The sequence below is a fragment of the Streptomyces sp. P13-3-3 genome (assembly GCF_050571355.1).
In the GTDB taxonomy this organism is placed as follows: Bacteria; Actinomycetota; Actinomycetes; order Streptomycetales; family Streptomycetaceae; genus Streptomyces; species Streptomyces althioticus.
Window position 1 is genome coordinate 5,499,682 of sequence record NZ_CP192228.1, and the last position, 24,596, is coordinate 5,524,277.

General features: G+C 74.9%; 21 protein-coding genes and 1 pseudogene. 13 read left to right on the forward strand and 9 right to left on the reverse strand.

Annotated elements, in window-relative coordinates; genetic code table 11:
• Nucleotides 1–231: 231 nt before the first annotated feature.
• The 7 genes from ACQZOG_RS24710 to ACQZOG_RS24740 are packed head-to-tail and all read left to right on the forward strand — an operon-like array spanning nucleotide 232 to nucleotide 6,546.
• A complete protein-coding gene (locus ACQZOG_RS24710; protein ID WP_193455690.1) occupies nucleotides 232–1,239 on the forward strand; it encodes a glycosyltransferase family 2 protein in 1,008 nt (335 codons plus the stop codon).
• Nucleotides 1,236–1,892 carry a D-glycero-alpha-D-manno-heptose-1,7-bisphosphate 7-phosphatase gene (locus ACQZOG_RS24715; protein ID WP_033273904.1) on the forward strand — a complete coding sequence of 219 codons (657 nt, stop codon included), beginning with the start codon at nucleotides 1,236–1,238 and terminating at the stop codon, nucleotides 1,890–1,892. The genes ACQZOG_RS24710 and ACQZOG_RS24715 overlap by 4 nt, the downstream gene beginning before the upstream one ends.
• On the forward strand, nucleotides 1,889–2,878 hold the full coding sequence (locus ACQZOG_RS24720; protein ID WP_037642412.1) for a glycosyltransferase family 9 protein: 990 nt from the start codon (nucleotides 1,889–1,891) through the stop codon (nucleotides 2,876–2,878). Before ACQZOG_RS24715 ends, ACQZOG_RS24720 begins: the two co-directional genes overlap by 4 nt.
• Nucleotides 2,875–3,825, forward strand: a complete 951-nt coding sequence (locus ACQZOG_RS24725) for a glycosyltransferase (protein ID WP_102640012.1) — start codon at nucleotides 2,875–2,877, stop codon at nucleotides 3,823–3,825. The genes ACQZOG_RS24720 and ACQZOG_RS24725 overlap by 4 nt, the downstream gene beginning before the upstream one ends.
• A complete protein-coding gene (locus tag ACQZOG_RS24730; protein WP_261675851.1) occupies nucleotides 3,822–4,781 on the forward strand; it encodes a glycosyltransferase family 9 protein in 960 nt (319 codons plus the stop codon). Before ACQZOG_RS24725 ends, ACQZOG_RS24730 begins: the two co-directional genes overlap by 4 nt.
• On the forward strand, nucleotides 4,778–5,653 hold the full coding sequence (locus tag ACQZOG_RS24735) for a glycosyltransferase family 2 protein (RefSeq protein WP_037642417.1): 876 nt from the start codon (nucleotides 4,778–4,780) through the stop codon (nucleotides 5,651–5,653). Before ACQZOG_RS24730 ends, ACQZOG_RS24735 begins: the two co-directional genes overlap by 4 nt.
• On the forward strand, nucleotides 5,650–6,546 hold the full coding sequence (locus tag ACQZOG_RS24740; protein WP_033273899.1) for a glycosyltransferase family 2 protein: 897 nt from the start codon (nucleotides 5,650–5,652) through the stop codon (nucleotides 6,544–6,546). The genes ACQZOG_RS24735 and ACQZOG_RS24740 overlap by 4 nt, the downstream gene beginning before the upstream one ends.
• 442 nt (nucleotides 6,547–6,988) lie before the next feature.
• On the opposite strand, the gene ACQZOG_RS24745 is transcribed toward ACQZOG_RS24740, so the two are convergent.
• The 3 genes from ACQZOG_RS24745 to ACQZOG_RS24755 form a co-directional block, all read right to left on the reverse strand.
• Nucleotides 6,989–7,327, reverse strand: a complete 339-nt coding sequence (locus ACQZOG_RS24745) for a DUF3040 domain-containing protein (protein ID WP_191882828.1) — start codon at nucleotides 7,325–7,327, stop codon at nucleotides 6,989–6,991.
• 60 nt (nucleotides 7,328–7,387) lie between these two features.
• Complete coding sequence (locus tag ACQZOG_RS24750; protein ID WP_033273897.1) at nucleotides 7,388–8,317, reverse strand: polysaccharide pyruvyl transferase family protein; 930 nt, start codon at nucleotides 8,315–8,317, stop codon at nucleotides 7,388–7,390.
• A gap of 62 nt (nucleotides 8,318–8,379) precedes the next feature.
• Nucleotides 8,380–8,928: a hypothetical protein gene (locus ACQZOG_RS24755; RefSeq protein ID WP_058917238.1), complete on the reverse strand. Its 549-nt coding sequence runs from the start codon at nucleotides 8,926–8,928 to the stop codon at nucleotides 8,380–8,382.
• Between the two features lie 176 nt (nucleotides 8,929–9,104).
• On the opposite strand from ACQZOG_RS24755, the gene ACQZOG_RS24760 reads away from it, so the two are divergent.
• On the forward strand, nucleotides 9,105–10,226 hold the full coding sequence (locus ACQZOG_RS24760) for a winged helix DNA-binding domain-containing protein (protein ID WP_058917239.1): 1,122 nt from the start codon (nucleotides 9,105–9,107) through the stop codon (nucleotides 10,224–10,226).
• Between the two features lie 584 nt (nucleotides 10,227–10,810).
• Here the strand turns inward: ACQZOG_RS24760 and ACQZOG_RS24765 are convergent.
• A complete protein-coding gene (locus tag ACQZOG_RS24765) occupies nucleotides 10,811–13,621 on the reverse strand; it encodes an ATP-binding protein (RefSeq protein WP_033273895.1) in 2,811 nt (936 codons plus the stop codon).
• A gap of 153 nt (nucleotides 13,622–13,774) precedes the next feature.
• Complete coding sequence (locus ACQZOG_RS24770; RefSeq protein WP_033273894.1) at nucleotides 13,775–14,638, reverse strand: helix-turn-helix transcriptional regulator; 864 nt, start codon at nucleotides 14,636–14,638, stop codon at nucleotides 13,775–13,777.
• A 125-nt stretch (nucleotides 14,639–14,763) separates the two neighbouring features.
• On the opposite strand from ACQZOG_RS24770, the gene ACQZOG_RS24775 reads away from it, so the two are divergent.
• From ACQZOG_RS24775 to ACQZOG_RS24790, 4 genes are all read left to right on the forward strand, one after another.
• Entirely contained in the window at nucleotides 14,764–16,437 is a 1,674-nt protein-coding gene (locus tag ACQZOG_RS24775) for an AMP-binding protein (protein WP_033273893.1), read from the forward strand.
• On the forward strand, nucleotides 16,434–18,026 hold the full coding sequence (locus ACQZOG_RS24780) for an AMP-binding protein (protein ID WP_430741809.1): 1,593 nt from the start codon (nucleotides 16,434–16,436) through the stop codon (nucleotides 18,024–18,026). Before ACQZOG_RS24775 ends, ACQZOG_RS24780 begins: the two co-directional genes overlap by 4 nt.
• A 66-nt stretch (nucleotides 18,027–18,092) precedes the next feature.
• Complete coding sequence (locus tag ACQZOG_RS24785; protein ID WP_359569240.1) at nucleotides 18,093–19,010, forward strand: LysR family transcriptional regulator; 918 nt, start codon at nucleotides 18,093–18,095, stop codon at nucleotides 19,008–19,010.
• A 4-nt stretch (nucleotides 19,011–19,014) separates the two neighbouring features.
• Complete coding sequence (locus tag ACQZOG_RS24790) at nucleotides 19,015–19,737, forward strand: SDR family oxidoreductase (RefSeq protein ID WP_033273890.1); 723 nt, start codon at nucleotides 19,015–19,017, stop codon at nucleotides 19,735–19,737.
• Nucleotides 19,738–19,785: 48 nt separating this feature from the next.
• Here the strand turns inward: ACQZOG_RS24790 and ACQZOG_RS24795 are convergent, their stop codons facing one another.
• The 3 genes and pseudogenes from ACQZOG_RS24795 to ACQZOG_RS24805 form a co-directional block, all read right to left on the reverse strand.
• The gene (locus tag ACQZOG_RS24795) at nucleotides 19,786–20,253 is read right to left on the reverse strand and encodes a GNAT family N-acetyltransferase (RefSeq protein ID WP_430741893.1); all 468 of its coding nucleotides are present in this window, start codon (nucleotides 20,251–20,253) and stop codon (nucleotides 19,786–19,788) included.
• Between the two features lie 120 nt (nucleotides 20,254–20,373).
• Nucleotides 20,374–20,790: pseudogene (locus tag ACQZOG_RS24800) on the reverse strand (GNAT family N-acetyltransferase); the annotation flags it as partial.
• 43 nt (nucleotides 20,791–20,833) lie between these two features.
• Nucleotides 20,834–21,508, reverse strand: coding sequence for a hypothetical protein (locus ACQZOG_RS24805; RefSeq protein ID WP_193455699.1), 675 nt, complete (start codon nucleotides 21,506–21,508; stop codon nucleotides 20,834–20,836).
• A gap of 214 nt (nucleotides 21,509–21,722) precedes the next feature.
• Between ACQZOG_RS24805 and gcl the strand changes: the two genes are divergently transcribed.
• Nucleotides 21,723–23,507 (forward strand): glyoxylate carboligase, encoded by a 1,785-nt coding sequence (gene gcl, locus ACQZOG_RS24810; RefSeq protein WP_037642422.1) that lies wholly within the window; start codon nucleotides 21,723–21,725, stop codon nucleotides 23,505–23,507.
• Nucleotides 23,508–23,777: 270 nt separating this feature from the next.
• Here the strand turns inward: gcl and ACQZOG_RS24815 are convergent, their stop codons facing one another.
• Nucleotides 23,778–24,485, reverse strand: coding sequence for a TIGR04222 domain-containing membrane protein (locus tag ACQZOG_RS24815; RefSeq protein WP_430741810.1), 708 nt, complete (start codon nucleotides 24,483–24,485; stop codon nucleotides 23,778–23,780).
• Nucleotides 24,486–24,596 lie beyond the last annotated feature (111 nt).

Below are 24,596 nucleotides of genomic sequence, written 5' to 3' on the forward strand. Positions count from 1 at the left end.
ACGCTGGTGCAGAGCAGCGCATATCCACACGGAGCGGGACGAACCATGTCGAACGGTTTGACGCAGGTCGCGTGCGGCACCCGCTCCCCGCAGTACTCGCCCGACCCAGGGACGGAGCCGACTCCCCATGCACGACCCCGGTGACCACGCCCCGTTCGCCGAACGCCGCCCCGCCCCCGCGGGTCCGCGCCCGGGCGGGCCGTACGCCGGGCACGGGAGGTGGGCGCCGCGATGACGCCGTACGCCGTCGTGATCCCCACCCTGGTCCGCGAGAGCCTCCCCGACTGCCTCGCCGCCCTGGCCGCCGCACACGGACCCCGCCCGGAACACATCGTCCTCGTCGACGACCGCCCCGCCACGCCCGTCCCCGACCCGGAGCGGCTGGAGCACGCGCTGAGCGTCCTCGGCGACCTGCGCGACCGCACCACCGTGCTGCCCGGGGAGGCGCGCGGCCCCGCCGCCGCCCGCAACACCGGACTGCGCGCCGTCACCGAACCCTGGGTGGTGTTCGTCGACGACGACGTCCAGGTCGGACCGCACTGGTGTGCCCAGCTCCACCAGGACCTCGGCGAGGCGACGCCCGACACCGCGGGCGTGCCGGGCGTCATCACCGTGCCGCTGCCCGGCGGACGGCGCCCCACCGACTGGGAGCGCGGCACCGCCGGACTGGCCCGCGCCCGCTGGATCAGCGCCGACATGGCCTACCGCACCGAGGTCCTCCGCAGGGCCGGAGGCTTCGACGAACGCTTCCCCCGCGCGCACCGCGAGGACGCCGACCTCGCGCTGCGGCTCCTCGACGCCGGCTGGCGCATCCGCCGCGGCTGCCGCACCACCCTGCACCCCGTGCGCCCCGCCTCCCGCTGGGCGTCGGTGCGCTCGCAGCGCGGCCACGCCGACGACGCCCTGATGCGGCGCCTGCACGGCCCCGGCTGGTGGGAGAGGGCCGTCGCACCGCGCGGACGCATCCGCCGCCACGCCGCGATCACCGCCGCCGCCGCCGGCGCGTGCGCGCTCGCCGCCACCGGACACCGCAGAGCCGCCGCGGCCTGCGCGGCGGGATGGGCGGCCGGCACCGCCGAGTTCGCCCGCGCCCGCATCGTGCCCGGGCCGCGTACCCCCGAGGAGGTAGCGACCGTGCTCGCCACCAGCGTGGTCATCCCGCCCGCCGCCACCTGGCACCGCCTGGCCGGCGCCTGGCGCCACCGGCACGCCCCCGCCTGGCGGGAGGTGGCCCGATGAGCCCCGTACGGGCGGTCCTGTTCGACCGCGACGGCACCCTGGTGCACGACGTCCCCTACAACGGCTCCCCGGAACGCGTGCGCCCCGTCGAAGGGGCGCGCGAGGCGCTCGACGCGCTGCGCGCCCGCTCCATCCGCCTCGGTGTCGTCACCAACCAGTCCGGCGTGGCCCGCGGGCTGCTCACCGAGGCCGACGTCCGGCGCGTCGGCAAACGCGTCGAGGAACTCCTCGGCCCGTTCGACGTCCTGGCCTTCTGCCCGCACGGCCCCGACGACGGCTGCCCGTGCCGCAAGCCCCGGCCCGGCATGATCCTCGACGCCGCCGGGCGACTGGGCGTCGACCCGGCCGACTGCGTCGTCGTCGGCGACATCGGCTCCGACGTCGAGGCCGCCTGCCGGGCCGGCGCGCACGCCGTCCTCGTCCCCACACCCGTCACACGCGCCGAGGAGACCGCCGCCGCCCCGCACGTGGCACGCGACCTGCGCGAGGCCGTGCGGATGATCCTCGACGGCCCGCCGTGGGAGGCCCCGGACGGCGCCCCCGCGCCGGGGCTGTACGCCGACGCCGAACACGCGCGGGTGCCGGGCGGTCCCGCCCGGCGCCTGCCGGGCGGCCCGGACCCGTCGCCGCCCCGCACCCGGAGGTACCTGTGAGAGCCCTCGTCACCCGGCTCGACAGCTTCGGCGACGTGCTGCTCGCCGGGCCCGCCGTACGCGCCGTCGCCGCCCGCGCCGACCACGTCACCCTGCTGTGCGGACCGCAGGGGGCGCCCGCGGCGCGGCTCCTGCCCGGGGTGGACGAGGTGCTCGTCTGGGAGTCCCCGTGGACCGGGTTCCGGCCGCCGCCCGTGGACCGCGACGACATCGACAAGATCGTCGCGTCCCTCGACGCCGACGCCGCGCTCGTCCTCACCTCCTTCCACCAGTCGCCGCTGCCCACCGCGCTGCTGCTGCGGCTGGCCGGCGTCCCCTTCGTCGCCGCCGACAGCGAGGACCACCCCGGCAGCCTCCTCGACGTACGCCACCACCGCGCCCCGCACGCCCACGAGGCCGAGGCCGCCCTCGACCTCGCCGAGGCGGCCGGCTTCCCCCGCGTCGACGACGGCCGCCTGCGGGTCCTCCCGCCACCCGCCGCCGACGACCTGACCGGCGACGGACCGTACGTCGTGGTCCACCCAGGCGCCAGCGTGCCCGCCCGCGCCTGGAGCCCCGGACGCTGCGCCCAGGCGGTGCGCGAACTCACCGCAGCCGGACGGCGCGTCGTCGTCACCGGAGGCGCGGGCGAACGCGACCTCACCGCGTACGTCGCCGGCGGCCGCGCCCTCGACCTGGGCGGCCGCACCGACGCCGCGCGGCTCGCCGGGGTGCTCGCCGGGGCCGACTGCGTCGTCGCGGGCAACACCGGCCCCGCCCATCTCGCCGCCGCCGTCGGCACCCCCGTGGTGTCGCTGTTCGCGCCGGTCGTCCCCGCCGAGCGCTGGCGCCCCTACGGCGTGCCCCACCTGCTGCTCGGCGACCAGGACGCCCCGTGCGCCGGAAGCCGCGCGCGGCGCTGCCCCGTACCGGGCCATCCCTGCCTGGACACCGTGACCGCGCTCGACGTCGTCGCCGCGGTCGACAAGCTCGTGGAGGTGGCATGAGGATCCTGCTGTGGCATGTGCACGGGTCGTGGACCACGGCCTTCGTGCAGGGACCGCACACCTACGTCGTCCCCGTCACCCCGGACCGCGGACCCGACGGGCTCGGCCGCGCCCGCACCTTCGACTGGCCCGACACGGTCGTCGAGGTGGAGCCGGAACGCCTGGCCGAGCAGGACGTCGACGTGGTCGTGCTGCAACGCCCGCACGAGATCGGCCTGGTGGACCGCTGGCTGCGCCGCCGCCCGCCTCTGGTCTACCTGGAGCACAACGCCCCGCACGGCGACGTCCCCGACACCCGGCACCCCGCGGCGGACATCCCCGGCGTGACCCTCGTGCACGTCACCCACTTCAACCGGCTGATGTGGGACGCCGGTTCCACCTCCACGACGGTGATCGAGCACGGCATCGTCGACCCCGGCCCGCTGTGGACGGGCGAACTGCCGCACGCCGCCGTCGTCGTCAACGAACCGGTGCGGCGCGGCCGTACCACCGGCACCGACCTGCTGCCGCCGTTCGCCGCCGCCGCGCCGCTCGACGTGTTCGGCATGGGCACCGAGGGCCTCGCCGGCCACCTCGGCCTGCCCGCCGACCGGTGCCGCTCCCACGAGCTGACCCAGGCCCGCCTGCACGCCGAGATGGCCCGCCGCCGCGTCTACGTCCACCCGGTGCGCTGGACCTCCCTCGGCCTGTCCCTGCTGGAGGCCATGCACCTCGGCATGCCCGTCGTCGCCCTCGCCACCACCGAGGTCACCGAGGCGGTGCCGCCCGGCGCGGGCGTCGTCTCCAACCGCCTCGACGTCCTCACCGACGCCGTACGGGACTTCGTCGCCGACCCGCTGAGCGCCCGCCGCACCGGAGAACTCGCCCGCGCCGCCGCCCTCGCCCGCTACGGACTGCCCCGCTTCCTCGACGACTGGGAACGCCTCCTCAAAGAGGTCACGCGATGACGTCCCCCCGGGTGCTCGTCCTGCGGGCGCTCGGGCTCGGGGACCTGCTCGCCGGGGTGCCCGCGCTGCGGGCGCTGCGGCGCGGCTTCCCGGACCACGACATCGTGCTGGCCGCGCCCGCCGACCTCGCCCCCGTCGCCGAGGCCAGCGGGGCCGTCGACCGGCTGCTGCCCGCCTCCGCGCCCGGCCGGGCCGTCCCCCGCACCCTCGACTGGACGGGACCGCCCCCGGACGTCGCCGTCGACCTCCACGGCAACGGCCCGCCCAGCCACCGACTGCTCCAAGGCCTGCGCCCCGCGCGGCTGTTCGCCTTCGCCCACCCGGACACCCCCGACATCGAGGGCCCGCCCTGGTACCGCGACGAACACGAACGGGACCGCTGGTGCCGGCTGCTGGACTACTACGGCGTCGACGCCGACCCGGCCGACCTGCGGCTGCCCCGCCCGCACGCCCCCTCGCCCGCCCCCGGCGCGGTCGTCCTGCACCCCGGCGCCGGTGCGCCCGCGCGCTGCTGGCCCGTCGAGCGGTACGCGGCCGTCGCCGACGCCCTGCGGACGCGCGGGCTGCGGGTCGTGGTCACCGGGGGAGCGGACGAGTCCGATCTCGTGGCGCGGCTCGCCAAGGAGGCCCGGCTGCCCGACACGGACGTCTTCTCCGGCGGCCTGCCCTTCCCCCGGCTGTCCGCGCTCGTCGCCGGCGCCCGCGCGGTCGTCAGCGGCGACACCGGCATCGCCCACCTCGCCGTCGCCCACGCCACCCCGACCGTCACCCTGTTCGGTCCCGTCCCGCCGAGCCACTGGGGCCCGCCCCCGCACCCCCGGCACCTCGCCCTGTGGCACGGCCCCGAGGGCGACCCGCACGCCCGCCGCCCCGACCCGGCGCTGCTGCGCATCACCCCCGACGACGTAGTGGACGCCCTGCACCGCCTGCCCCCACCCGAGGAGCCCGCCCCATGACCCGCCACCCCCGCGTCGGCGTCGTCATCGCCACCCGGAACCGCAGCGAACGGCTCGCGGTCACCCTGCGGCACCTCACCGGTCTGCCCGAGCGGCCGGAGATCCTCGTCGCCGACAACGCCTCCACCGACGACACCCGCGCCATGGTCGCCCGCGACTTCCCCCACGTGCGGGTCCTCGCCCTCACCCGCAACCAGGGCGCCCTCGCCCGCAACCACGGCGTACGCGCCCTGGATACCCCGTACGTCGCGTTCGCCGACGACGACTCCTGGTGGGCGCCCGGCGCGCTCGCCCGCGCCGCCGACCTGTTCGACGCACACCCCCGGCTCGGACTCGTCGCCGCCCGCACCCTCGTCGGCCCGGAGAACGCCGACGACCCGCTCAACGACCTCCTCGCCCGCTCCCCGCTCGGCCCCGCCGCCGATCTCCCGGGCGTCCAGGTGCTCGGCTTCCTCGCCTGTGCCTCCGTCGTCCGCCGCACCGCCTACCTCGACGCGGGCGGCTTCCACCGCGTGCTGTTCTTCGGCGGGGAGGAGACCTGCCTCGCCTACGACCTCGCCGCCCGCGGCTGGGGCGTCTCCCACTGCCCCGACGTCGTCGCCCACCACCACCCGGCCACCTCGGAACGCCCCGGCCGGCCCGCCCAGCAGCGCCGCAACGAGGTGCTCACCGCGTGGCTGCGCCGCCCCGTCCGGCACGCCCTCGCCCGCACCGGCGCCCTCGCCGCGGAGGCCCGCGCCGACACGACGGCCCGGCGCGCCCTGCGCCAGACCTTCGCCCTGCTGCCCGCCGCCCTGCGCGCCCGCCGGCCGCTGCCCCCGCACGTGGAACGCGCCGCCCGCCGGCTGGAACTGGAAGGGGCGACCGCATGACCGACCTCCGCACCACCGTCGTCGTCATCACCCACAACCGCCGACGCGAACTGCTGCGCACCCTCGACCGGCTGGCCGAACTCCCCGAACGGCCCGAGGTGATCGTCACCGACAACGCCTCCACCGACGGCACCGCCGACGCCGTCGCCCGCCACCACCCCGAGGTCCGGCTGCTGCGCCCCGGCCGCAACCTCGGCGCGGTCGGCCGCAACCTGGCGGTCCGCGAGGTCACCACCCCCTACGTCGCCTTCTGCGACGACGACTCCTGGTGGGCGCCCGGCTCCCTGACCGGCGCCGCCGACCTGCTCGACCGGCACCCCGGCGTCGTCTCCGTCACCGCCCGCATCGTCGTCGAGCCGCACGGCACCGAGGACCCCATCGTCCGCGAACTGCGCGAGTCGCCCGTGCCGGGACCGCCGTGGCTGCCCGGACCCGCCCTCGGCTCCTTCCTCGCCGCCGCGACCGTGCTGCGCGCGGACGCCTTCCGGAAGGCGGGCGGCTTCCACCCCAAGCTGTGGCTCGGCGGGGAGGAGGAACTGCTCGCCGTCGACCTCGCCGCCGACGGCTGGTGGCTCGTCTACGCCGACGACCTCACGATCCACCACCACGCGTCCGAGGCGCGCGACGCGACCCTGCGCCGCCGCCACGGCATCCGCAACACCCTGTGGTTCACCTGGCTGCGCCGCCCGGTCGTCCCCGCGCTGCGCCGCACGGTCGACCTGGCCCGCACGGTTCCGCGCGACACGACGTCGCTCCTCGCCTTCACGGAGGCGGCGGCCGCCCTCCCGTGGGTCCTCCGCGAACGCCGCGTGCTCCCTCCGGAGGTCGAGAGCCGCCTGCGCCTCCTGGAACCCACCCAACGAGCGTCGAAGGCCCGTCGCTACACGGGCTGACTTCGAGGCCCCGGGAGGTCCCCGGCCCCCTTCGCGCAGTTCCCCGCGCCCCTGGAGGGTGATGGCACTTCCCCGCGCTTTCCGGGGCGGGTGGGCTTCGCCGCCGTCCGCGCAGTTCCCCGCGCCCCTGAGGGTGGTGGCGCTTCTCCGCGTTTTCCGGGGTGGGTGGGGTTCGCCGCCGTTCGCGCAGTTCCCCGCGCCCCTTTCAGGGGCGGTCCGTTCGCGCCCAGCAGTCCTGCATCAGCCGTGCCTGGCGGGACGCCGCCGCTGCGGGCAGTCGTGCCGCTGGGGCGATGGGGGTACCTCCCGCTCGAGCGAAGCCGAGAGTGGGGGAGGGTGGGCGCAGCGGCACCCCCTGCGGCGCCGCAGGGGGTGCCGTGCGGACGGGGCCGTCAGGCCGCGGGCGTCCGCCCGGACCGTGTCCCGCCGCCCGCCAAGACTGCTAGCGCCCGTCGGGCGGGCCGCCGTCGCCCGACCACCGGGACAGCAGGCGGAAGCCCAGGAACACCACCACCGGCCACACCACGGCGAACGTCCAGATCGCCCACGGCGCCGAGGTGACGAGGCCCGTCACCATCAGGGCCACCGCGGCCAGGGTCAGGAGGGCGACCGTCCGGCCGCGGGGGTCGCAGCGGGCCACGCGGGCCGCGAACCGTTTCGGGCCGGAGCGGCGGGCCTGACGGCCCCGCAGCAGCCGGTTGAGGCGGCGGTCACGCCGCAGCGACCGCTCGATCTCGTCGAGGATGTGCTGTTCGTGTTCGGGGAGCCGACCGAGGGACACCGTCTTCCTCCAACGCCCGCCAGGGTGGACGTGGATCCGGGTGCCCGGCGGATCCGCGCCCTAACCGGCGCCCGCGCGTGACGTCAGCGCCTCCAGCAGACGGTCCGCCCCGTCCGGCAGCCGCCCCTCGCGGAACGTCTCCCGGGCCTGCCGCGCGGCCACCCGGCCCGAGGTCAGACACCAGTCCCACCACCGGTCCAGCCGCCGCTCGCCCACCTGCTCCGCCGGCAGCAGCGCCGGCCACCCGCAGGCCCGCGCCTGCGCCGTCACCTTCGCGCCGCCCGCCACCGGGTCGATCGCGAGCACCGGCGTACCGACCCGCAGGGACAGCACCAGCCCGTGCAGCCGGTCGGTGACGACCAGGTCGAGCCGCGCCAGCACCGACTGCACCTGCGCCGGAGTGGCGTTCAGGTGCCAGTCCCGGGTGTCGAGCCGGGTCTCCAGCTCCAGCCGCGCACAGTCCTTGCCGGCCAGCCAGTGCGTCACCCGCTCGGCGACCTCCCCGTGCCGCCGCTGCGCCCCGTACTCGTGCTGCCCGTGGGTGAGGATCACCCCGACCACCGGCCGCGGCGGCACGGCGGGCGCGCGGGCCGCCAGGTCCTCGGTGGGCGCGCGGCCGGGCGCGTCCCGGGCCAGCACCCGGTGGAACCCGGTGACCGCCGGCTCGTCCGGGTCGATCACCGACGTCCCCACGGCGATCCGCACGCAGTGCGCGAACCGCCGGTGCAGCTCCTCCACCTGCGGCCCGTGCAGCGGCCCGCACACGAAGACGAGGTGCGAGTAGTCGTGGGGCCGTGCGTCGTCGAGGTGCAGCGCGTCCGGCCGGAAGCCGGGGCTCCAGGCGATGTCGTACGGGGTGCCCGACCCGCGCAGGACCGTTTCGACCCGGTGCAGGGCCAGGACGTCCCCGGCGGTCGCCTCCCCGTCGCGGAAGCTGAACCACCCGGTCAGCAGGACCCTGCGCGGTGCTGTTCGGCTTTGCTTGTGCACGGCGCACCGAGTGCCCCTCCAGGTGCGAGGGCAATCGGCACGCGCGGGATCGGGGTCAGGGGTCAGCCGGCGTCGGGGTGCTGCGGCTCCTCGTGACGCGCGTCGCCGCTTCCCTGCGGGCCGCCGTCGTCCTGCCGGGGCCCGTCCTCGAACGGACGCGGGCCGGGACCCTGCGGGCCGCCCGTCTGCGGACCGGAGCCCTGCGGACCGGCGCCCTGTGCCTGCCCGGGCCTCTGGGGCAGTCCGGCTCCGGCCCCCTGCGGCGGCCGCGGACCGTCCTGTGCCCGCTCAGGCCCCTGTCCGTGACCCTGCGGCTGCCCGGGCCCCTGCCCCTGATGCTGCTGCGACCCCGGACCCTGCCCCTGCGGCTGCCGGGGCCCGCCCTGCGGCTGGCGCGGGCCGCCTTGGGGGTGGCGGGGACCGCCGGGCCCCTGCTGCTGGCGCGGGCCGTTCTGCGGCGGACGGGGACGGACGGTGCCCGCCAGCGCCTGGCGGACCTCGAACTGGGTCCGCTCGGCCACCTCGCGGACCTCGGCCACGACGTCACCGCGCTCGCGCACGAGTCTGTCGTAGACCGGGAGGTCGTCGGGGGAGGGGGCGGAGGAAGTCATGGGTCTTTCCTTCGTGGGGGGTCGTCGTGCACCGGGGCCGGAGTCCGGCCCCAGATGTTCAGCGCCGCCGGGCGGTCACGGCGTTACACTCCGGCGCGTTTTGTCCAGGAAGGAGAGAGCTGTCCGGAACGGGAAGGAGGACGGGATCGGGCCTACATCCTCGCTAGCGTGTCCGCATGACGAAGTCGAAGCGGACCACCGCCGCCCCGCCGTCGCCGTCCGTCCTCGGCCCCCGCGCACTGAACCGGGCGACCCTGGCCCGGCAGCTCCTGCTGCGCCGCTCCCCGATGTCCGCGACGGCCGCCGTCGAGCACCTGGCCGGTCTCCAGGCGCAGAACGTCAAGCCGCCCTACTACGCCCTCGCCGCCCGCCTCGACGGCTTCACCCCTCAGGCGCTGTCCCGGCCCATGGCCGACCGCGAGGTGGTCCGCATCGTCACCCTGCGCTCGACCATCCACACCCACACCGCCGACGACTGCCTCACCCTGCGGCCCCTGGTGCAGGCCGCCCGCGACCGGGAGCTGCACCACTTCCGCGCCGGGCTCGCCGGTGTCGACCTGGACCGCCTCGCCGCCAGGGCCCGCACCCTCGTCGAGGAGGAGCCACGCACCATGAAGGAGCTGCGCGAGGCCCTCCTGGAGGACTGGCCGGACGCCGACCCACAGGCCCTCTCCGTCGCCGCCCGCTGCAAGCTGCCGCTGGTGCAGGTCACCCCGCGCGGGCTGTGGGGCCGCAGCGGCCAGGTCCGGCTGACCACCGCCGAGCACTGGCTGGGCCGGCCCGCCGAACCCGCCCCGGCGCCGGACGCGACCGTGCTGCGCTACCTCGCCGCGTTCGGCCCCGCCTCCGTGAAGGACATGCAGACCTGGGCCGGCCTCACCCGGCTCCGTGACGCCTTCGAGCGCCTGCGGCCCCGGCTCGTCACCTTCCGGGACGACAACGGCGCCGAACTCTTCGACCTCCCCGACGCGCCCAGCCCGGACCCGGACACCCCGGCCCCACCCCGCTTCCTGCCCGAGTTCGACAACCTGCTGCTCTCCCACGCCGACCGCACCCGCGTGGTCCCGCCCGAGCTGAAGGGCCGGCACTGGAAGGGGAACGTCGCCTACCGCACCCTGCTGGTGGACGGTGGGCTGGCGGGGCTGTGGCGCCTGGACGACGACGCCCTCGTGATCGAGCTCTTCGCTCGCCTCGACCGGGCCCGGTGGGCGGAGGTGACGGAGGAGGCGGAGCGCATGCTCGGCATCCTGCACCCGGGGACGGCGTACGACATCCGCCTCGGGACGGTACGGGGGTGACGTCCGCGGGAGACGTCGGAGGCATTGGATAGGGGGCGCTGCGGGCTGCTCGTGGAAGCCCGCAACGCCCCCTGGTCGTGACCTGAGGGTTGCTCAGGAAATCATGGGATCAGCCCCGGACGACGGCGGGGCGAACAGGGAGGGAAGGCGAGGAGACGGCGGCGGTCGCGGCGGCGATGGCGCGTCCGGGGGCGGACCGTCTGGTGCGGCTGAGCCCTCGCATGGGTCTCCTCCAGTTGCCGGTGGGGGGTCGCACGGGTGGGGGTTCGGGCATCGGGGGCGAGCCCCGATGTGCCCGAGCGATCGGCACGTGTCACACGCTAGAACCGGTCCCGGGGCCGTCCCAATGAGGGAACCCCCTAAGGGGAGTTGGGCAGGGAAAACCCTCGGTCACGGGGGGCCGGACCAGCCGGTTTCCGGTCACGACGGCCGATATCGGCACCCGCGGAAGGCCGTCATGAGCCCGCCGGGGCAGAGGCACGGCATCCGTCACGGCGAAAGCACGGCGGAGGCCCGGCGTGAGTCCGGCGGAAGCACCGCGTCCATCGTGGCACGCGTCACGGACGCCCCGTGACCCGGGTCACCTACGGCGCCCGGCGCCCCGCCGCGAGCCGCACGATGTCCACGCGGGAGCGTATGCCCAGTTTGCGGTAGACCCGGGTGAGCGTCGCCTCGACCGTCTTGACGCTGATGAAAAGGCGCCCGGCTATCTCCCGGTTGGTGGCGCCCTCCATGACCAGCGCCGCGACCTGACGCTCCATCGAGGCCAGACCGTCCAGCGCCGCCGGTGTCGCCGAGGGCATCGGGTCGGCCTCCGCCGGTCCCGCCGCCACGGCCTCGTCGACCTGCCGCAGCCACGGCAGCGCACGGCACCGCCGGAACAGCCGCGCCGCCTCGTCGTACCCGGCGGGCCCGGGGCCCCGGGAGCGCAGCCGGGCCCGCGCGAAGGCGGCCCGCGCCTCCTCCAGGCCGTATCCCAGCTTGGCCAGGCGCTCCTGCGCCGACGTCAGCTGGGCGAGCGCGGCCTGGTGTTCGCCGCGCGCCGCGCGCACCAGCGCCTCCGCGCGGTCGAGCACCGCCAGCACGCTCGCGCGGTTCAGCCGCAGCGCGTGCACCCGGGTGACGTTGATCAGCTCCTGCGCCTCGCCGGGCTCGCCGATCCGCACCAGCGCCTCGGCGAGGTCGCCCTGCCAGCGGCCGCGCGCCGGGTCGGTGATGCCCATGCCCTGCTCCAGCTCGCGCACCCGGCGCAGCGAGTGCACCGCGGCCTGCGCGTCCCCGGCCACCAGCTGGGCGTACCCCAGGGCCGCCAGGGCGAGGGACAGGTAGAGCTGGTCGCCGTCCACCTCGGCGTGGTCGGCGGACTCGCGGGCCAGGGCGAGTGCCCGGTCCACGTCCCCGCCGGACGCCTCCGCGACGGAGGCGAGCATCGCCGACGCGCTCTCCCCTATGCCGGAGTCACGGGCGAGGCGCAGGCTCTCCCCGGCCAGGTCGAGGGCGCGCCCGCAGTGCCCGAAACGCAGCTCCGTGTCGGCGAGCAGCCGGGAGAAGTGCACCTCGCTCTCGACCATGCCGCGCCGCCGCGCCTCCCGCAGCAGCGCCGTGATGGCCGTACGGGCCTCGGGGAGCTGGTCGCTCATCAGCAGCCAGCGGAACCGGGCCATCGCCGCGCCGTTGTGGTGGCTGGCGACGTCGGGGTCCTGGGGTTCCTGGAGCGCGCGCCGGATGGTGGCCGGGGCGTCCGGGTGGCCCATGAGGGTCTCGGTGGACGACTGGAACGCGAGCGCCATCAGCTCGGTGCGCCGGTCCCCGCCGCGGGCGGCCAGCTCCGCGGCGTGCGCGGCCTCCTGGCGGGACTTCGCGAAGTCGCCGTTGACGACGACCTCCCGCCAGGCGAGCTGGTAGTGGACCAGGGCGAGCAGCCGGGGGTCGTCGCCGGCGTCGGCGAGCACCTGCGGGAAGACGGCGTCGACCTCGCCGAGCGCCTGCCCGGCCGCCTCGATGACCACCATCCACGCCCGCACCCGCTCGGCCGGCACGGTCGCCCGGGTCAGCACCTCGCGGGCGATGTCGCGCGCCAGGTCGACCTCGCCGGCGGTGATGGCGTCCTCCGCGGCCTGGAGCCGCCGCTCGTCGGGGGCGGGGACGGAATCGGCGGGGGTGTGCCGGGCGGCGAGCAGTCCGAGGGAGGCCGCGACCGACGGCGCACCCCGGTCGCGGGCCGTCGCGGCGGCCTCGGCCAGCCGGGCCGCGACCTCCGGGTCGGGTCCGGTGGAGGCGAGCGCCAGGTGCCGGGCCCGTTCGATCGGGTCGGAGGCGGCGGTGGACAGCGCGGTGTGGGCGGCGCGCCGCTCGTGGGCGGGCGCCTCCGCGTAGAGGGCGGCGGAGATCAGCGGGTGCGTGAAGCGCAGCGCCGGGTCCTCGGGGTCGGTGACGAGCAGCCCGAGGGAGGTCGCCTGGGCCGTCTCGGCCTCCGCGTTGTCCCGTCCGGCAGCGTGCAGCAGGGCGAGGGTGGGGCGGGCGCCGGCGCTGGCCACCAGCAGGGTGCGGCGGGCCTCGTCGGACAGCATCTCCAGACGGCTGAGGACCAGCGCCCGCAGCGAGGTCGGCACCGGCAGCGGCTCGCCGGGCCGGGGCCGGGCGGGGCTCTCGGCGAGGGCGCGGCCGAGCTCCAGCGCGAACAGCGGGTTGCCGCCGCTGGTGCGATGAATGTCACGGACGGTGGAGCGGGACAGGGAGGTGTAGCCGCGGTGGTCGAGCAGCGCGGAGACCTCGGTGCGGGAGAACGGGCCCAGCCGCACGGCCAGCGTGTCCGGCGGGCAGGCGCGCAGATGACGGTCGTACTCCTCGCCCTCCGTGCGCACCGCGCACAGCATGCGCACCGGGCTGTCGCCCAGGCGGCGGGCGGCGAAGCCGAGCAGTTCGGCGCTGGCCGGGTCGAGCCACTGGAGGTCGTCGGCGACGACGAGGACGGGCCCCTCGGCGGACAGCGCGCGCAGCGTGGACAGCACCGCCAGCCGCAGCGCCAGACCGTCCCGCTGGAGGGTGGACTCGCCGCGCCCGGTGAGCGCCGACTCCAAGGCGGTGCGCTGGGCGGCCGGCAGCCGGGGAGCCACCTCGTCCAGCACCAGACCGAACAGGTCGGCCAGCGCGAGGAACGGAAGATGGGATTCGGACTCCGTGGCCGAGCAGCGCAACACGCGCGACGTCGCCGCGGCGTTTTCCGCCGCAAGTGCCCGAAGCACGGTCGATTTACCTATTCCGGCGGGGCCGTGCAGGAGCACGCTGCCGCCGCGCGCGAGCTGCGCCCTGGCGTCGGCGAACAGCTCCTCCCGGCCGATGACCAGGTCGGGGCGGTACCTGGCAGGCTCCTTGTCGTCCCGTCGCACGGTCACCGCTCCCCTCCGTGTGGCGTGTCCTGGCCAATATTAGGCAACAGGGTCCTCAATTCCGGCGGACGGTGTAGTGAGGTAAATGACAACGTTCCGATCAACTGCTTACTAATGGTGTACTCGCGCTATTGCCGTCCGTGGGAGAACACCGCAAATCTACGGCAACCACCCGGCCCTGCGGGCGGCGACCACCGCCTCGCCCCGGGTCCGGGCCCCCAGCTTCCGCATCGCGGACCGCAGATACGCCTTGACGGTTTCGGCCGTCAGCCCCAGCCGCGCGGCCGCCGCCCCGTTCGTCGCCCCCGCCGCGACCCAGGCCAGCACGTCCACCTCCCGGGGCGCGAGCCGCACCGCCCCGGACGGCGTCTCCCGCGCGGTGAGCAGGGCGCACGCGTCCAGCAGCTGCGCCCGCAACGCAGGGTCGGCGATGCGCGGGGCCAGCGCCCGCAGCGCCGCGTGCGCCTCCCGCACCCGCTCCCGCTCGGCGCCCCCACCGGGCTCCCGCCACGGGTCCGCGCCCGCCTCCGGCGCCGGGTCGGCCACCGCCAGCAGCTCCGCCGCCTCCTCCCGCACCAGCAGTGCCTGCTCCACGTCCCGCGCCACCTGCACCGCCTCCCCGAGCGTGCGGTCGCCGAGCGGCCGGGCGGTGCGCAGCGCCCCGTACAACACCGCCCGCACCCGCCGCCGTACGACGACCGGCACGGCGACCACGGAGCGCAGGCCCTCGGCGGCGACCGGGACGTCGTACTCGTGGCTGATCTGCCGGGAGACGGAGTAGTCCGTCACCGCGCACGGCCGGGCGAGCGCAACCGCCTTGCCGCCGAGGCCGTTGCCCGGGGTCACCGCGAGCGAGCTGAGCGCCGGGGTGGCGGTGCCGCTCAGTTCGCTGATCCGCACCTGCCGGCGCCCCGGCTCCACCAGCCCGCCGAACGCCACCGGCAGTCCCGTCGCGCGCCGTAGCCGGGCCAGCGCGCCCCGGATCTCCACCGCCTCGCCCGTCCTCGTCGGGTCTGCCGTCACCTGTTCGCCCCTTCACCGCGGCCCGTGTGCGGGCGCACACCCCCGTTCGGGGGTAGTGAGACCTGCATCACGGATTACACGATGGCGGTGAGCCGCCCGGCAAGGTCCGGCACCGAGGAGGACGCATGACGACGGCGACGGAGCAGTTCCGCAGGGCCCGGGACTTCCTGCTGGAACACCGTGAGGACTACGCCACCGCCTACCGGGACTTCCACTGGCCCCGGCCCGAGCGCTTCAACTGGGCGCTCGACTGGTTCGACGCGATCGCCGACGGCAACGACCGCACGGCCCTGCACCTGGTCGAGGAGGACGGCGCGGAGACACGCCTGTCCTTCGCCGAGCTGTCGCGCCGCTCCGACCGGGTCGCGAACTGGCTGCGCGAGCGGGGTGTGGCCGCCGAGGACCGGGTGCTGGTGATGCTCGGCAACCAGGCCGAGCTGTGGGAGACCGCCCTGGCCGCGATGAAGCTGCGCGCCGTGGTCATCCCCGCCACCCCGCTGCTCGGCCCCGCCGACCTGCGCGACCGCGTCGAGCGGGGCCGGGTCGCCCATGTGATCGTCCGCTCCGGCGACGCCGCCAAGTTCGACGGGGTGCCCGGCGACTACACCCGCATCGCGGTGGGGGAGGAGCCCGGCGGGAACTGGCTGCCGTACGCCGACGCGTACGGCGCGTCCGACCGGTTCACCCCCGACGGGCCGACCCTCGCCGACGACCCGCTGATGCTGTACTTCACCTCGGGCACCACCGCCCGCCCCAAGCTGGTGGAGCACACCCACACCTCGTACCCGATCGGGCATCTGGCGACCATGTACTGGATCGGCCTGCGCCCCGGCGACGTGCACCTCAACATCTCCTCGCCCGGCTGGGCCAAGCACGCCTGGTCCAACCTCTTCGCGCCGTGGAACGCCGAGGCGACCGTCTTCCTGCACAACTACACCCGCTTCGACGCGCCCCGCCTCCTGGCCGAGATGGACAAGGCGGGCGTCACCACCTTCTGCGCCCCGCCGACCGTGTGGCGCATGCTGATCCAGTCCGACCTGGGCCGGCTGCGCACCCCGCCCCGCGAGGTCGTCGCCGCGGGCGAGCCCCTCAACCCGGAGGTCATCGAGCAGGTGCGGCGCGTCTGGGGCGTCACCATCCGGGACGGCTTCGGGCAGACCGAGACCGCCGTGCAGGTCTCCAACAGCCCGGGCCAGGTCCTCAAGACAGGTTCCATGGGCCGCCCCAGCCCCGGCTACCGCGTCGAACTCCTCGACCCGGTCTCCGGCGCGCCCGGCGCCTCCGAGGGCGAGATCGCGCTCGACCTGTCCGCGCGGCCCGTCGGCCTGATGACGGGCTACCACGGCGACCCGGAGCGCACGGCGGAGGCGATGGCCGGCGGCTACTACCGCACCGGCGACATCGGCTCCCGCGACGAGGACGGCTACATCACCTACGTCGGGCGCGCGGACGACGTGTTCAAGGCGTCCGACTACAAGATCAGCCCGTTCGAGCTGGAGAGCGCGCTGCTGGAGCACGAGGCGGTCGCCGAGGCGGCCGTGGTGCCCGCGCCGGACGAGCTGCGGCTGGCCGTGCCGAAGGCGTACGTCGTGCTCGCGGAGGGCTGGGAGCCGGGCCCCGACACGGCGAAGGTCCTCTTCGAGCACTCCCGCGAGGTGCTCGCCCCCTACAAGCGCATCCGCCGCCTGGAGTTCGGCGAGCTGCCCAAGACCGTCTCCGGCAAGATCCGCCGCATCGAACTGCGCGAGGCGACGGCGGCCGGCTCGAACGCCGAGTACCGCGAGGAGGACTTCCGGTGACCGACCTCTCCTACAGCCACGGCACGGGCGCCACGCCCCTGCTCGGTGACACCATCGGCGCCAACCTGGACCGCGCGGTCGCCGCATGGCCCGACCGCGAGGCCCTGGTCGACGTGGAGTCGGGCCGGCGCTGGACCTACGCCGAATTCGCCGAGCACGTCGACGAGTTGGCGTCCGCACTGCTCAACTCCGGCGTGACCAAGGGTGACCGGGTGGGCATCTGGGCGGTCAACTGCCCCGAGTGGGTGTTCACGCAGTACGCCACCGCCCGCATCGGCGCGGTCATGGTCAACATCAACCCGGCCTACCGCACCCACGAGGTGGAGTACGTCCTCAGGCAGTCCGGCATCCGGCTGCTGATCGCGTCCCTCAGTCACAAGGCGAGCGACTACCGGGCCATGGCGCAGGAAGTCCGCGGACGGTGCCCCGAGCTGCGGGAGGTCGTGTACATCGGCGACCCGAGCTGGGACGCCCTGACCGCCCGTGCCACCCCGGACCCGGTGTGGCCGGAGCTGTCCTGCGACGACCCCGTCAACATCCAGTACACCTCGGGCACCACCGGCTTCCCCAAGGGCGCCACCCTCTCCCACCACAACATTCTCAACAACGGCTACTTCGTCGGGGAGTTGATCGCCTACAGCGAGCAGGACCGGGTGTGCATCCCCGTGCCCTTCTACCACTGCTTCGGCATGGTCATGGGCAACCTCGCGGCCACCTCGCACGGCGCCTGCATGGTCATCCCCGCCCCGTCCTTCGACCCGGCGGCCACCCTGCGCGCGGTCGAGCAGGAGCGCTGCACCTCGCTGTACGGCGTGCCGACGATGTTCATCGCCGAGCTGAACCTCCCCGACTTCGCGTCCTACGACCTCACTTCGCTGCGCACCGGGATCATGGCGGGCTCGCCCTGCCCGGTGGAGGTGATGAAGCGGGTGGTCGCCGAGATGCACATGGAGCAGGTCTCCATCTGCTACGGCATGACGGAGACCTCCCCGGTGTCCCTCCAGACCCGCATGGAGGACGACCTGGAGCACCGCACCGGCACCGTCGGCCGCGTCCTGCCGCACATCGAGGTCAAGGTCGTCGACCCGGCCACCGGCGTCACCGTCCCGCGCGGCACGTCCGGCGAACTGTGCACCCGGGGCTACAGCGTGATGCTCGGCTACTGGGACGAGCCGGAGAAGACCGCCGAGGCGATCGACCGGGGCCGCTGGATGCACACCGGCGACCTGGCGATGATGCGGGACGACGGCTACGTGGAGATCGTCGGCCGCATCAAGGACATGATCATCCGGGGCGGCGAGAACATCTACCCGCGCGAGATCGAGGAGTTCCTCTACGCCCACCCGAAGGTCGCGGACGTCCAGGTCGTCGGCGTCCCGCACGAACGCTACGGCGAGGAGGTCCTGGCCTGCGTCATCCCCCGCGACCCGGCCGACCCGCTCACCCTGGACGAACTGCACGCCTTCTGCGACGGGCAGCTGGCCCACTACAAGGTGCCCAGCCGCCTGGAACTCCTGGAGACCTTCCCGATGACGGTCTCGGGGAAGGTGCGCAAGATCGAACTCCGGGAGAGGTACGCGACCGGTTGAGCCCGGCTCGCACCGTGCTCGCGGCTCCTCGCGCCGGTGTCGCTCCTCGCGCCGTAGGATTTGTGCATGTCGGAGCTCAATCTGCGGCGTCTGCGCTACTTCGTGGCCGTCGCCGACACGCTCAGCTTCAGCCGGGCGGCGCAGGAACTGCACATCGCCCAGCCCGTGCTCAGCCGGCAGATCGCGCTGCTGGAACGGGAACTCGGTGTCACCCTGTTCGACCGCTCGACGCGGGGTACCGACCTGACCCGGGCGGGCCGGGCCATCGCGGAGGACGGACGGCAACTGCTGCGCTCTGCCGAGGCACTGGAGCGGCGTGCCCGTCAGGCCGCCCAGGGGACCGAGCGGCTGGCCATCGGTTTCATGCCGGGCCTGCTGGTCACGCCCATCGTGCAGGGCCTGCGGCAGTGGCTCGCCGACATTCGGATCGACCTGGTCCGCACGGGCTGGCACGACCAGGTGGAGACGATCCTGGACGGCCGTGTCGACCTCGGTCTGGTGCGTCTTCCCGTTCCGCACCGGGGTCTTCAGGTCGAGCCACTGTTCCAGGAGCAGCGGATCGTCGTCCTGTCCGCCTCGCACCCCCTCGCCGCTGCCGAGGACCTGAGCGTGTACGCCCTGGCCGAGTACGACCTCCTCCAGTCCCCGGACGCGGCTCCCGAGTGGCGTGAGGCCCGTCTCGCGCGCGGTCTGCCCGTGCCGACCGGGGGTGATCATCCGCACGAGGTGGAGATCAAGCTGGAGCGGGTGGCCGCCTCGTCCGGGGTGGCGTTCCTCCCGGTGTCGACGGCCCGGTTCTACACCCGGACCGACGTCGTCGCGCGCCCGGTGGCGGGGCTGGCGCCGAGCGCCGTCGGCGTGGCCTGGGCCGCCGGGCGCGACTCGGCCGCGCTGAACCATGCGATCACGCTCGCTCATACCCTGCGGGCATCACTGACGACGGAAAGGGTCTTGGACGGGGCGGCAGCGCCGGACGGACCCTGAACGCATGACCATCAACTCTTCCTCCCGCATCGTCGTCCTCGGTGGAACCAGCGGCATCGGCCTCGCCGTCGCCCGGCGCGCCGCCGACGCAGGAGCGACGGTGACCATCGCATCGAGCCGGGCCACGTCGGTCGAGCGCGCCCTCGCGCAGCTTCCGGCCGGCGTCGTCGGACGGGCCGTGGACGCGAGTTCCGGAGATGCGGTCGCGGCCCTCTTCGACGAGATCGGCACGTTCGACCACCTCGCCTACACCGCCGGTGAGAACCTCACCGGCCTTCCTCTCACCGACTACACGGTCGACCGGGCGAGCGAGTTCTTCGCCCTGCGCCTGTTCCACGCGCTCGAGGCCGTCCGACTGGCCGTGCCGCATCTCGCACCGGGCGGGTCCGTCACCCTGACCAGCGGCACGGCGGCCTTCAAGGGCGGCCCCGGATGGACCCTGGGGGCCGCGGTCTCCGGCGCGGTGGTGTCCGCCGCCCGCAGTCTCGCCGTGGAACTGGCGCCGGTGCGGGTGAACGCCGTGGCGCCCGGGGTCGTGCGCTCGCCGCTGTGGTCGGGGATGAGCGAGGCGGACCGGGAGGACATGTACGCCGGTCTCGCCGCGTCCCTGCCCCTGGGCCGTGTGGCGGAGCCGGACGACGTGGCCAAGGCGTTCCTCGCCCTCATGGACCAGGACTATGTGACCGGCACGGTGTCGGTCGTCGACGGCGGCACCCTCGCAGCCTGAGGGCGAGGGACGTCCGGGACGACCCGGCCCGGTGCCGGCACGCGGCGCTCAGCGGTCCACCGTCCTGCGGAAGATCTGCCGGGAGCCGCCCTCCGGGCCCGGGGCGGCGGGCTCGGCGGGGGTGAAGCCGAGGCGTTCGTAGAAGACGCGGGCGCCGCTGACGACGGCCCCGGGGTGATCCGGCCCGAAGGTGACCACCTCGATCTCGCCGGGGCCGCGCACCCAGCGGCGTACCGCCTCCTCCATCAGCGCGCGGCCGACGCCCGTGCCGCGGGCCCGGCGGGAGACGACGAGCCAGTGCACGTGGTACGTCGGCGCCTCGGCCCCGAAGAGCAGCCCGCCGAGCAGGTCCGGTCCGGAGGACGGGGCGACCAACGCCATGGACGCGGCGATGTGCTCGCGTACCGCGTCGTGGAAACCGGGGTCCTCGACCATGGGCCCGAACCACTGCTCCACCTGCGCCGCCAGACCGAGGAATCCGGGAAGGTCGTGCGCGCGTGCCGGCCTCACGGTCATCGGGACGGACCGCCACGTCTCCTCGCCGCGCGGCAGTTCCAGGCGCATGCACACCCGCCGCCAGCGGTGGAGGCCGTGGGCCGCCTCCTCGGCGCGGATCCGCCGCAGCCCCGGGGTGAGTTCGTGCTCGCTCAGGGTGCGAAAGCCCAGACGTGCGTAGTACGGGGCGTTCCACGGGACCTCGGCGAACGTGGTGAGGGTGAGGGCGGGCAGGCCCTCCTCGCGGGCCCGGTGCGCGGCGTGCGCGAGCAAGGCGCGGCCCACGCCCCGGCGGGCGGCTCTCGGGTGGACGGAGACCTGTTCGACGTGGAGGACGCCGTCGACCGGCTCGGCGGTCAAGTACGCCACGGGACGGTCCTCCTCGTCCGCCGCGACCCAGCAGCGCCCGGACCTCCGGTAGCGCTCCAGCACGTCCAGGGCGGGCGGGTCGTCGTCGGCGATCTCGGGCATGCCCAGGTCGCGGAACGGCGCGCCGGCCGCCCGCTCGACGTGTTGCAGGGCGGGCAGTTCGCCGAGGGCGGCGGCACGGATGCGCATCCGACGAGTATCGGGCTCATCCGCCGCACGCGTCGCGGGAGTTTCAGGCCGCGTCCGCGTCCAGCGCCCTCGCCGGGGCGTTCTCGGGGCGGGCGGCGCCCGAGGGTTCGAGGACGAACAGCGGCACGTCCAGGGCGTCGGCGCGGGCGCGGGCCTCGGCGCTGTAGCCGGAGAGGGAGAAGTACAGGCAGGCCGCGGACTCCGTCATGGCGGTCAGCCACAGGCACTCCACGTCCCGCGGGGTCGCGCGCCGCGCCGACGGGTCGAGCTGCGCCAGCACGCCCCGGCCGGCCAGTCCGATGCCGGACGTCGGCCGCTGGTCCGCGCGCCGGATGTCGTCGTGGCCGAGACGGCGCAGATACAGCACGGTGGCCGTGACCGCGTCGCGCGCCGTGCGGATCGGCACGGTGGGCGCGGAGGGCCGCGCCGGCCCTCCGGCGGCCGGCGCCTCGGCCCGCTCGACCGTGACCGGGATGCGCAGCACCGTCCCGCAGGGGCAGCCCAGTTCGGGGTGCGGCCACTCGCCGTGCGCGCCGCAGCTGCCGCAGCGCACCGTCACCCACTCCTCGCGCCAGGAGCGCTCCCCGACGGCGGCCGGCACCCTGTCCGGGTCCAGCGGCGCGGCGACGGGCGCACCGCAGGCGCAGGGGTACGCCGGGGCCGTGTAGCGGTGCGAGCGCCGGCAGTCGGGGCAGCGCACCGGGAGGCTCTCGGACATGGGGCCACTCCCGTACAGATCTCGAGGCGGGTCCATCGTCCTCCTCTCCGCCGCCGATGTCCCGTACTTGAGCCCGCTCTTGACGGCCTCCGTCCACCGCTTCTACATTCATTCCAGATAGCAGAAAAAATATTCCGCTGTACGGAAAACGGAAGCGGCTCACCGCGGGGCGCGACGGGCGTGCGAATCCGAGAAGCCGAAGCAGGAGTACTCCATGGCTCGAATGACGGCTGCCCGCGCGGCGGTCGAGATCCTCAAGCGTGAGGGCGTCGACGTCGCGTTCGGTGTCCCCGGCGCGGCGATCAACCCGTTCTACGCGGCGCTCAAGGCGTCCGGCGGCATCGGCCACACCCTCGCCCGCCATGTCGAGGGCGCCTCCCACATGGCCGAGGGCTACACCCGCACCCACCCCGGAAACATCGGCGTGTGCGTCGGCACGTCCGGTCCGGCCGGCACCGACATGATCACCGGCCTGTACTCGGCGTCCGGCGACTCGATCCCGATCCTCTGCATCACCGGCCAGGCGCCGACCGCGGTGATCCACAAGGAGGACTTCCAGGCCGTCGACATCGCGTCCATCGCCCGGCCGGTCACCAAGATGGCGGTGACCGTGCTGGAGGCGGCGCAGGTGCCCGGCGTCTTCCAGCAGGCGTTCCACCTGATGCGCTCCGGGCGCCCCGGACCCGTGCTGATCGACCTGCCGATCGACGTGCAGCTGACGGAGATCGAGTTCGACCCCGACACGTACGAGCCGCTCCCCGTCTACAAGCCCGCCGCCACCCGCGCGCAGATCGAGAAGGCGCTCGGCATGCTGAACGCCGCCGAGCGGCCGCTGATCGTCGCGGGCGGCGGGGTCGTCAACGCCGACGCGGCCGCCCTGCTGACGCGGTTCGCGGAACTGACCGGCACGCCTGTCGTGCCGACGCTGATGGGCTGGGGCGTCATCCCCGACGACCACGAACTCAACGCCGGCATGGTCGGGTTGCAGACCTCGCACCGCTACGGCAACGCGACGTTCCTGGAGTCCGACTTCGTCCTCGGCATCGGCAACCGCTGGGCCAACCGCCACACCGGGCGCCTCGACGTCTACACCGCCGGCCGCACCTTCGTGCACGTCGACGTCGAACCCACCCAGATCGGCCGCATCTTCGCCCCCGACTACGGCATCGCCTCCGACGCACGGGCCGCGCTGGAACTGTTCGTCGAGGTCGCCGAGGAGATGCGGGCGGAGGGCCGCCTCCCCGACCGCACGGCCTGGGCGGCCTCCGCGCAGGAACGGCGCGCCACGCTGCAGCGCCGTACGCACTTCGACGACGTGCCGATGAAGCCGCAGCGGGTCTACGAGGAGATGAACAAGGCGTTCGGGCCCGAGACGCGGTACGTCACCACCATCGGCCTCTCCCAGATCGCGGGCGCGCAGATGCTGCACGTCCACCGGCCGCGCCACTGGATCAACTGCGGCCAGGCCGGCCCGCTCGGCTGGACCGTCCCGGCGGCGCTGGGCGTGGCCAAGGCGGACCCGGAGGCGCAGGTCGTCGCCCTGTCCGGCGACTACGACTTCCAGTTCATGATCGAGGAACTGGCCGTCGGCGCGCAGCACCGCATCCCGTACGTCCACGTCCTCGTCAACAACGCCTACCTGGGCCTGATCCGCCAGGCCCAGCGCGCCTTCGACATCGACTTCCAGGTCAACCTGGAGTTCGAGAACATCAACGCGCCCGAACTGGGGGCCTACGGCGTCGACCACGTCAAGGTCGCGGAGGGCCTGGGCTGCAAGGCGATCCGCGTCACCGACCCCGGTGAACTGGGCGCGGCCTTCGAACAGGCGAAGAAACTCGCGACGGAACACCGCGTCCCGGTCGTCGTGGAGGCGATCCTCGAACGCGTCACGAACATCGCGATGTCGACGACGAACGACATCAGCGACGTGACCGAGTTCGAACCCGTCGCGACGGAACCGGGCCACGCACCGACGGCGGTCAGGCCCCTGAAGGTCTGACCACAGCGAGGGCGGGGGCGGGGGCATGGGCACCCCGCCCCCGCCCTCGCGCCGGTGCCGGCTCACCACCGCGCCGGGCGCCGGGGTCACGTCGGCGGCCGCGCAGAAGTCCTCGAGGGCGATGGGCCCGCGAGCCGTGCCGTCGTCCCACCGGGACGGGCGGGCGGAACACGTCCACGCGAACTCGCAGGAGCGTCAGCCCCTCGACTCGCTTCATCCGGTGCTGGTCACCCGGTGCACCCGCCCCGGACAGCGGGTGCGGTCCCGGGCTCAGTCGCCCCCGCCGCCGCAACCCCCGCCGCCTCCGCAACCGCCCCCGCTTCCGCCCCCGCAGAACTCGCCGCCGCAGTAGTGGGGGCCCGTGTAGCCGCCGGCGGAGCCGCCGGAGGTCGGGATAAAGTGGCGCAGGGAGCGTTTGTGGCGGAGGCGGACGCGGGGGGTGAGGCCCGTCCGGAGGGCGAAGCGGGGGACGACGACGCGGAGGGCCGCCTGGCCGTGCAGGGCGACGGCCAGGAGTTTCTCCTCGTCGGAGAGGCCGTCCCGGCTCGCCGGGACGGGACACGCGGTACGCAGCACCTCCAGGCGACGGCGCGCCGCCCGCGTCGTGCCCAGCGCCGGCGGACTCACCATGCCTGTCTCCGCCAGCCCGGTCCTCAGCGTGGCCACCGCCCACCGGACGTCCGGGTCGCGCAGCAACTCCCGTACGTGGCACGGCCCGTGCAGCCTTCGGTACACCGCGCTCTCCAGGTACGGCACCCTCAGCTCCGCCGGGACGTCGAGGTCATCGTCCTGCGTCGGGAGGGGCGGCAGCGCGCGCCCCGCCTCGTTGTCGACCGCCACCACCGTGTTCCGTGCGCCGGGCTCGACCGCGCCGCGCAGGTGCAGGGCGACGACGGCCACCACGACGGCGGCGCGCGGGCCTCCGGCCAGCAGAGCGAGTTCGTGCGGCGTCTCCCGGGCGCGCTCGGTCTCGGCCATGGCAGGACACCCCCTCGGACAGGGGCCCGCCGCCCCCGTGCCGGCGGGCCCCGTGTGCGGGGATGATTCCCGCGCGCGGAGCCCGCCGAAGCCTCGGGAGGCCGTGTTCAG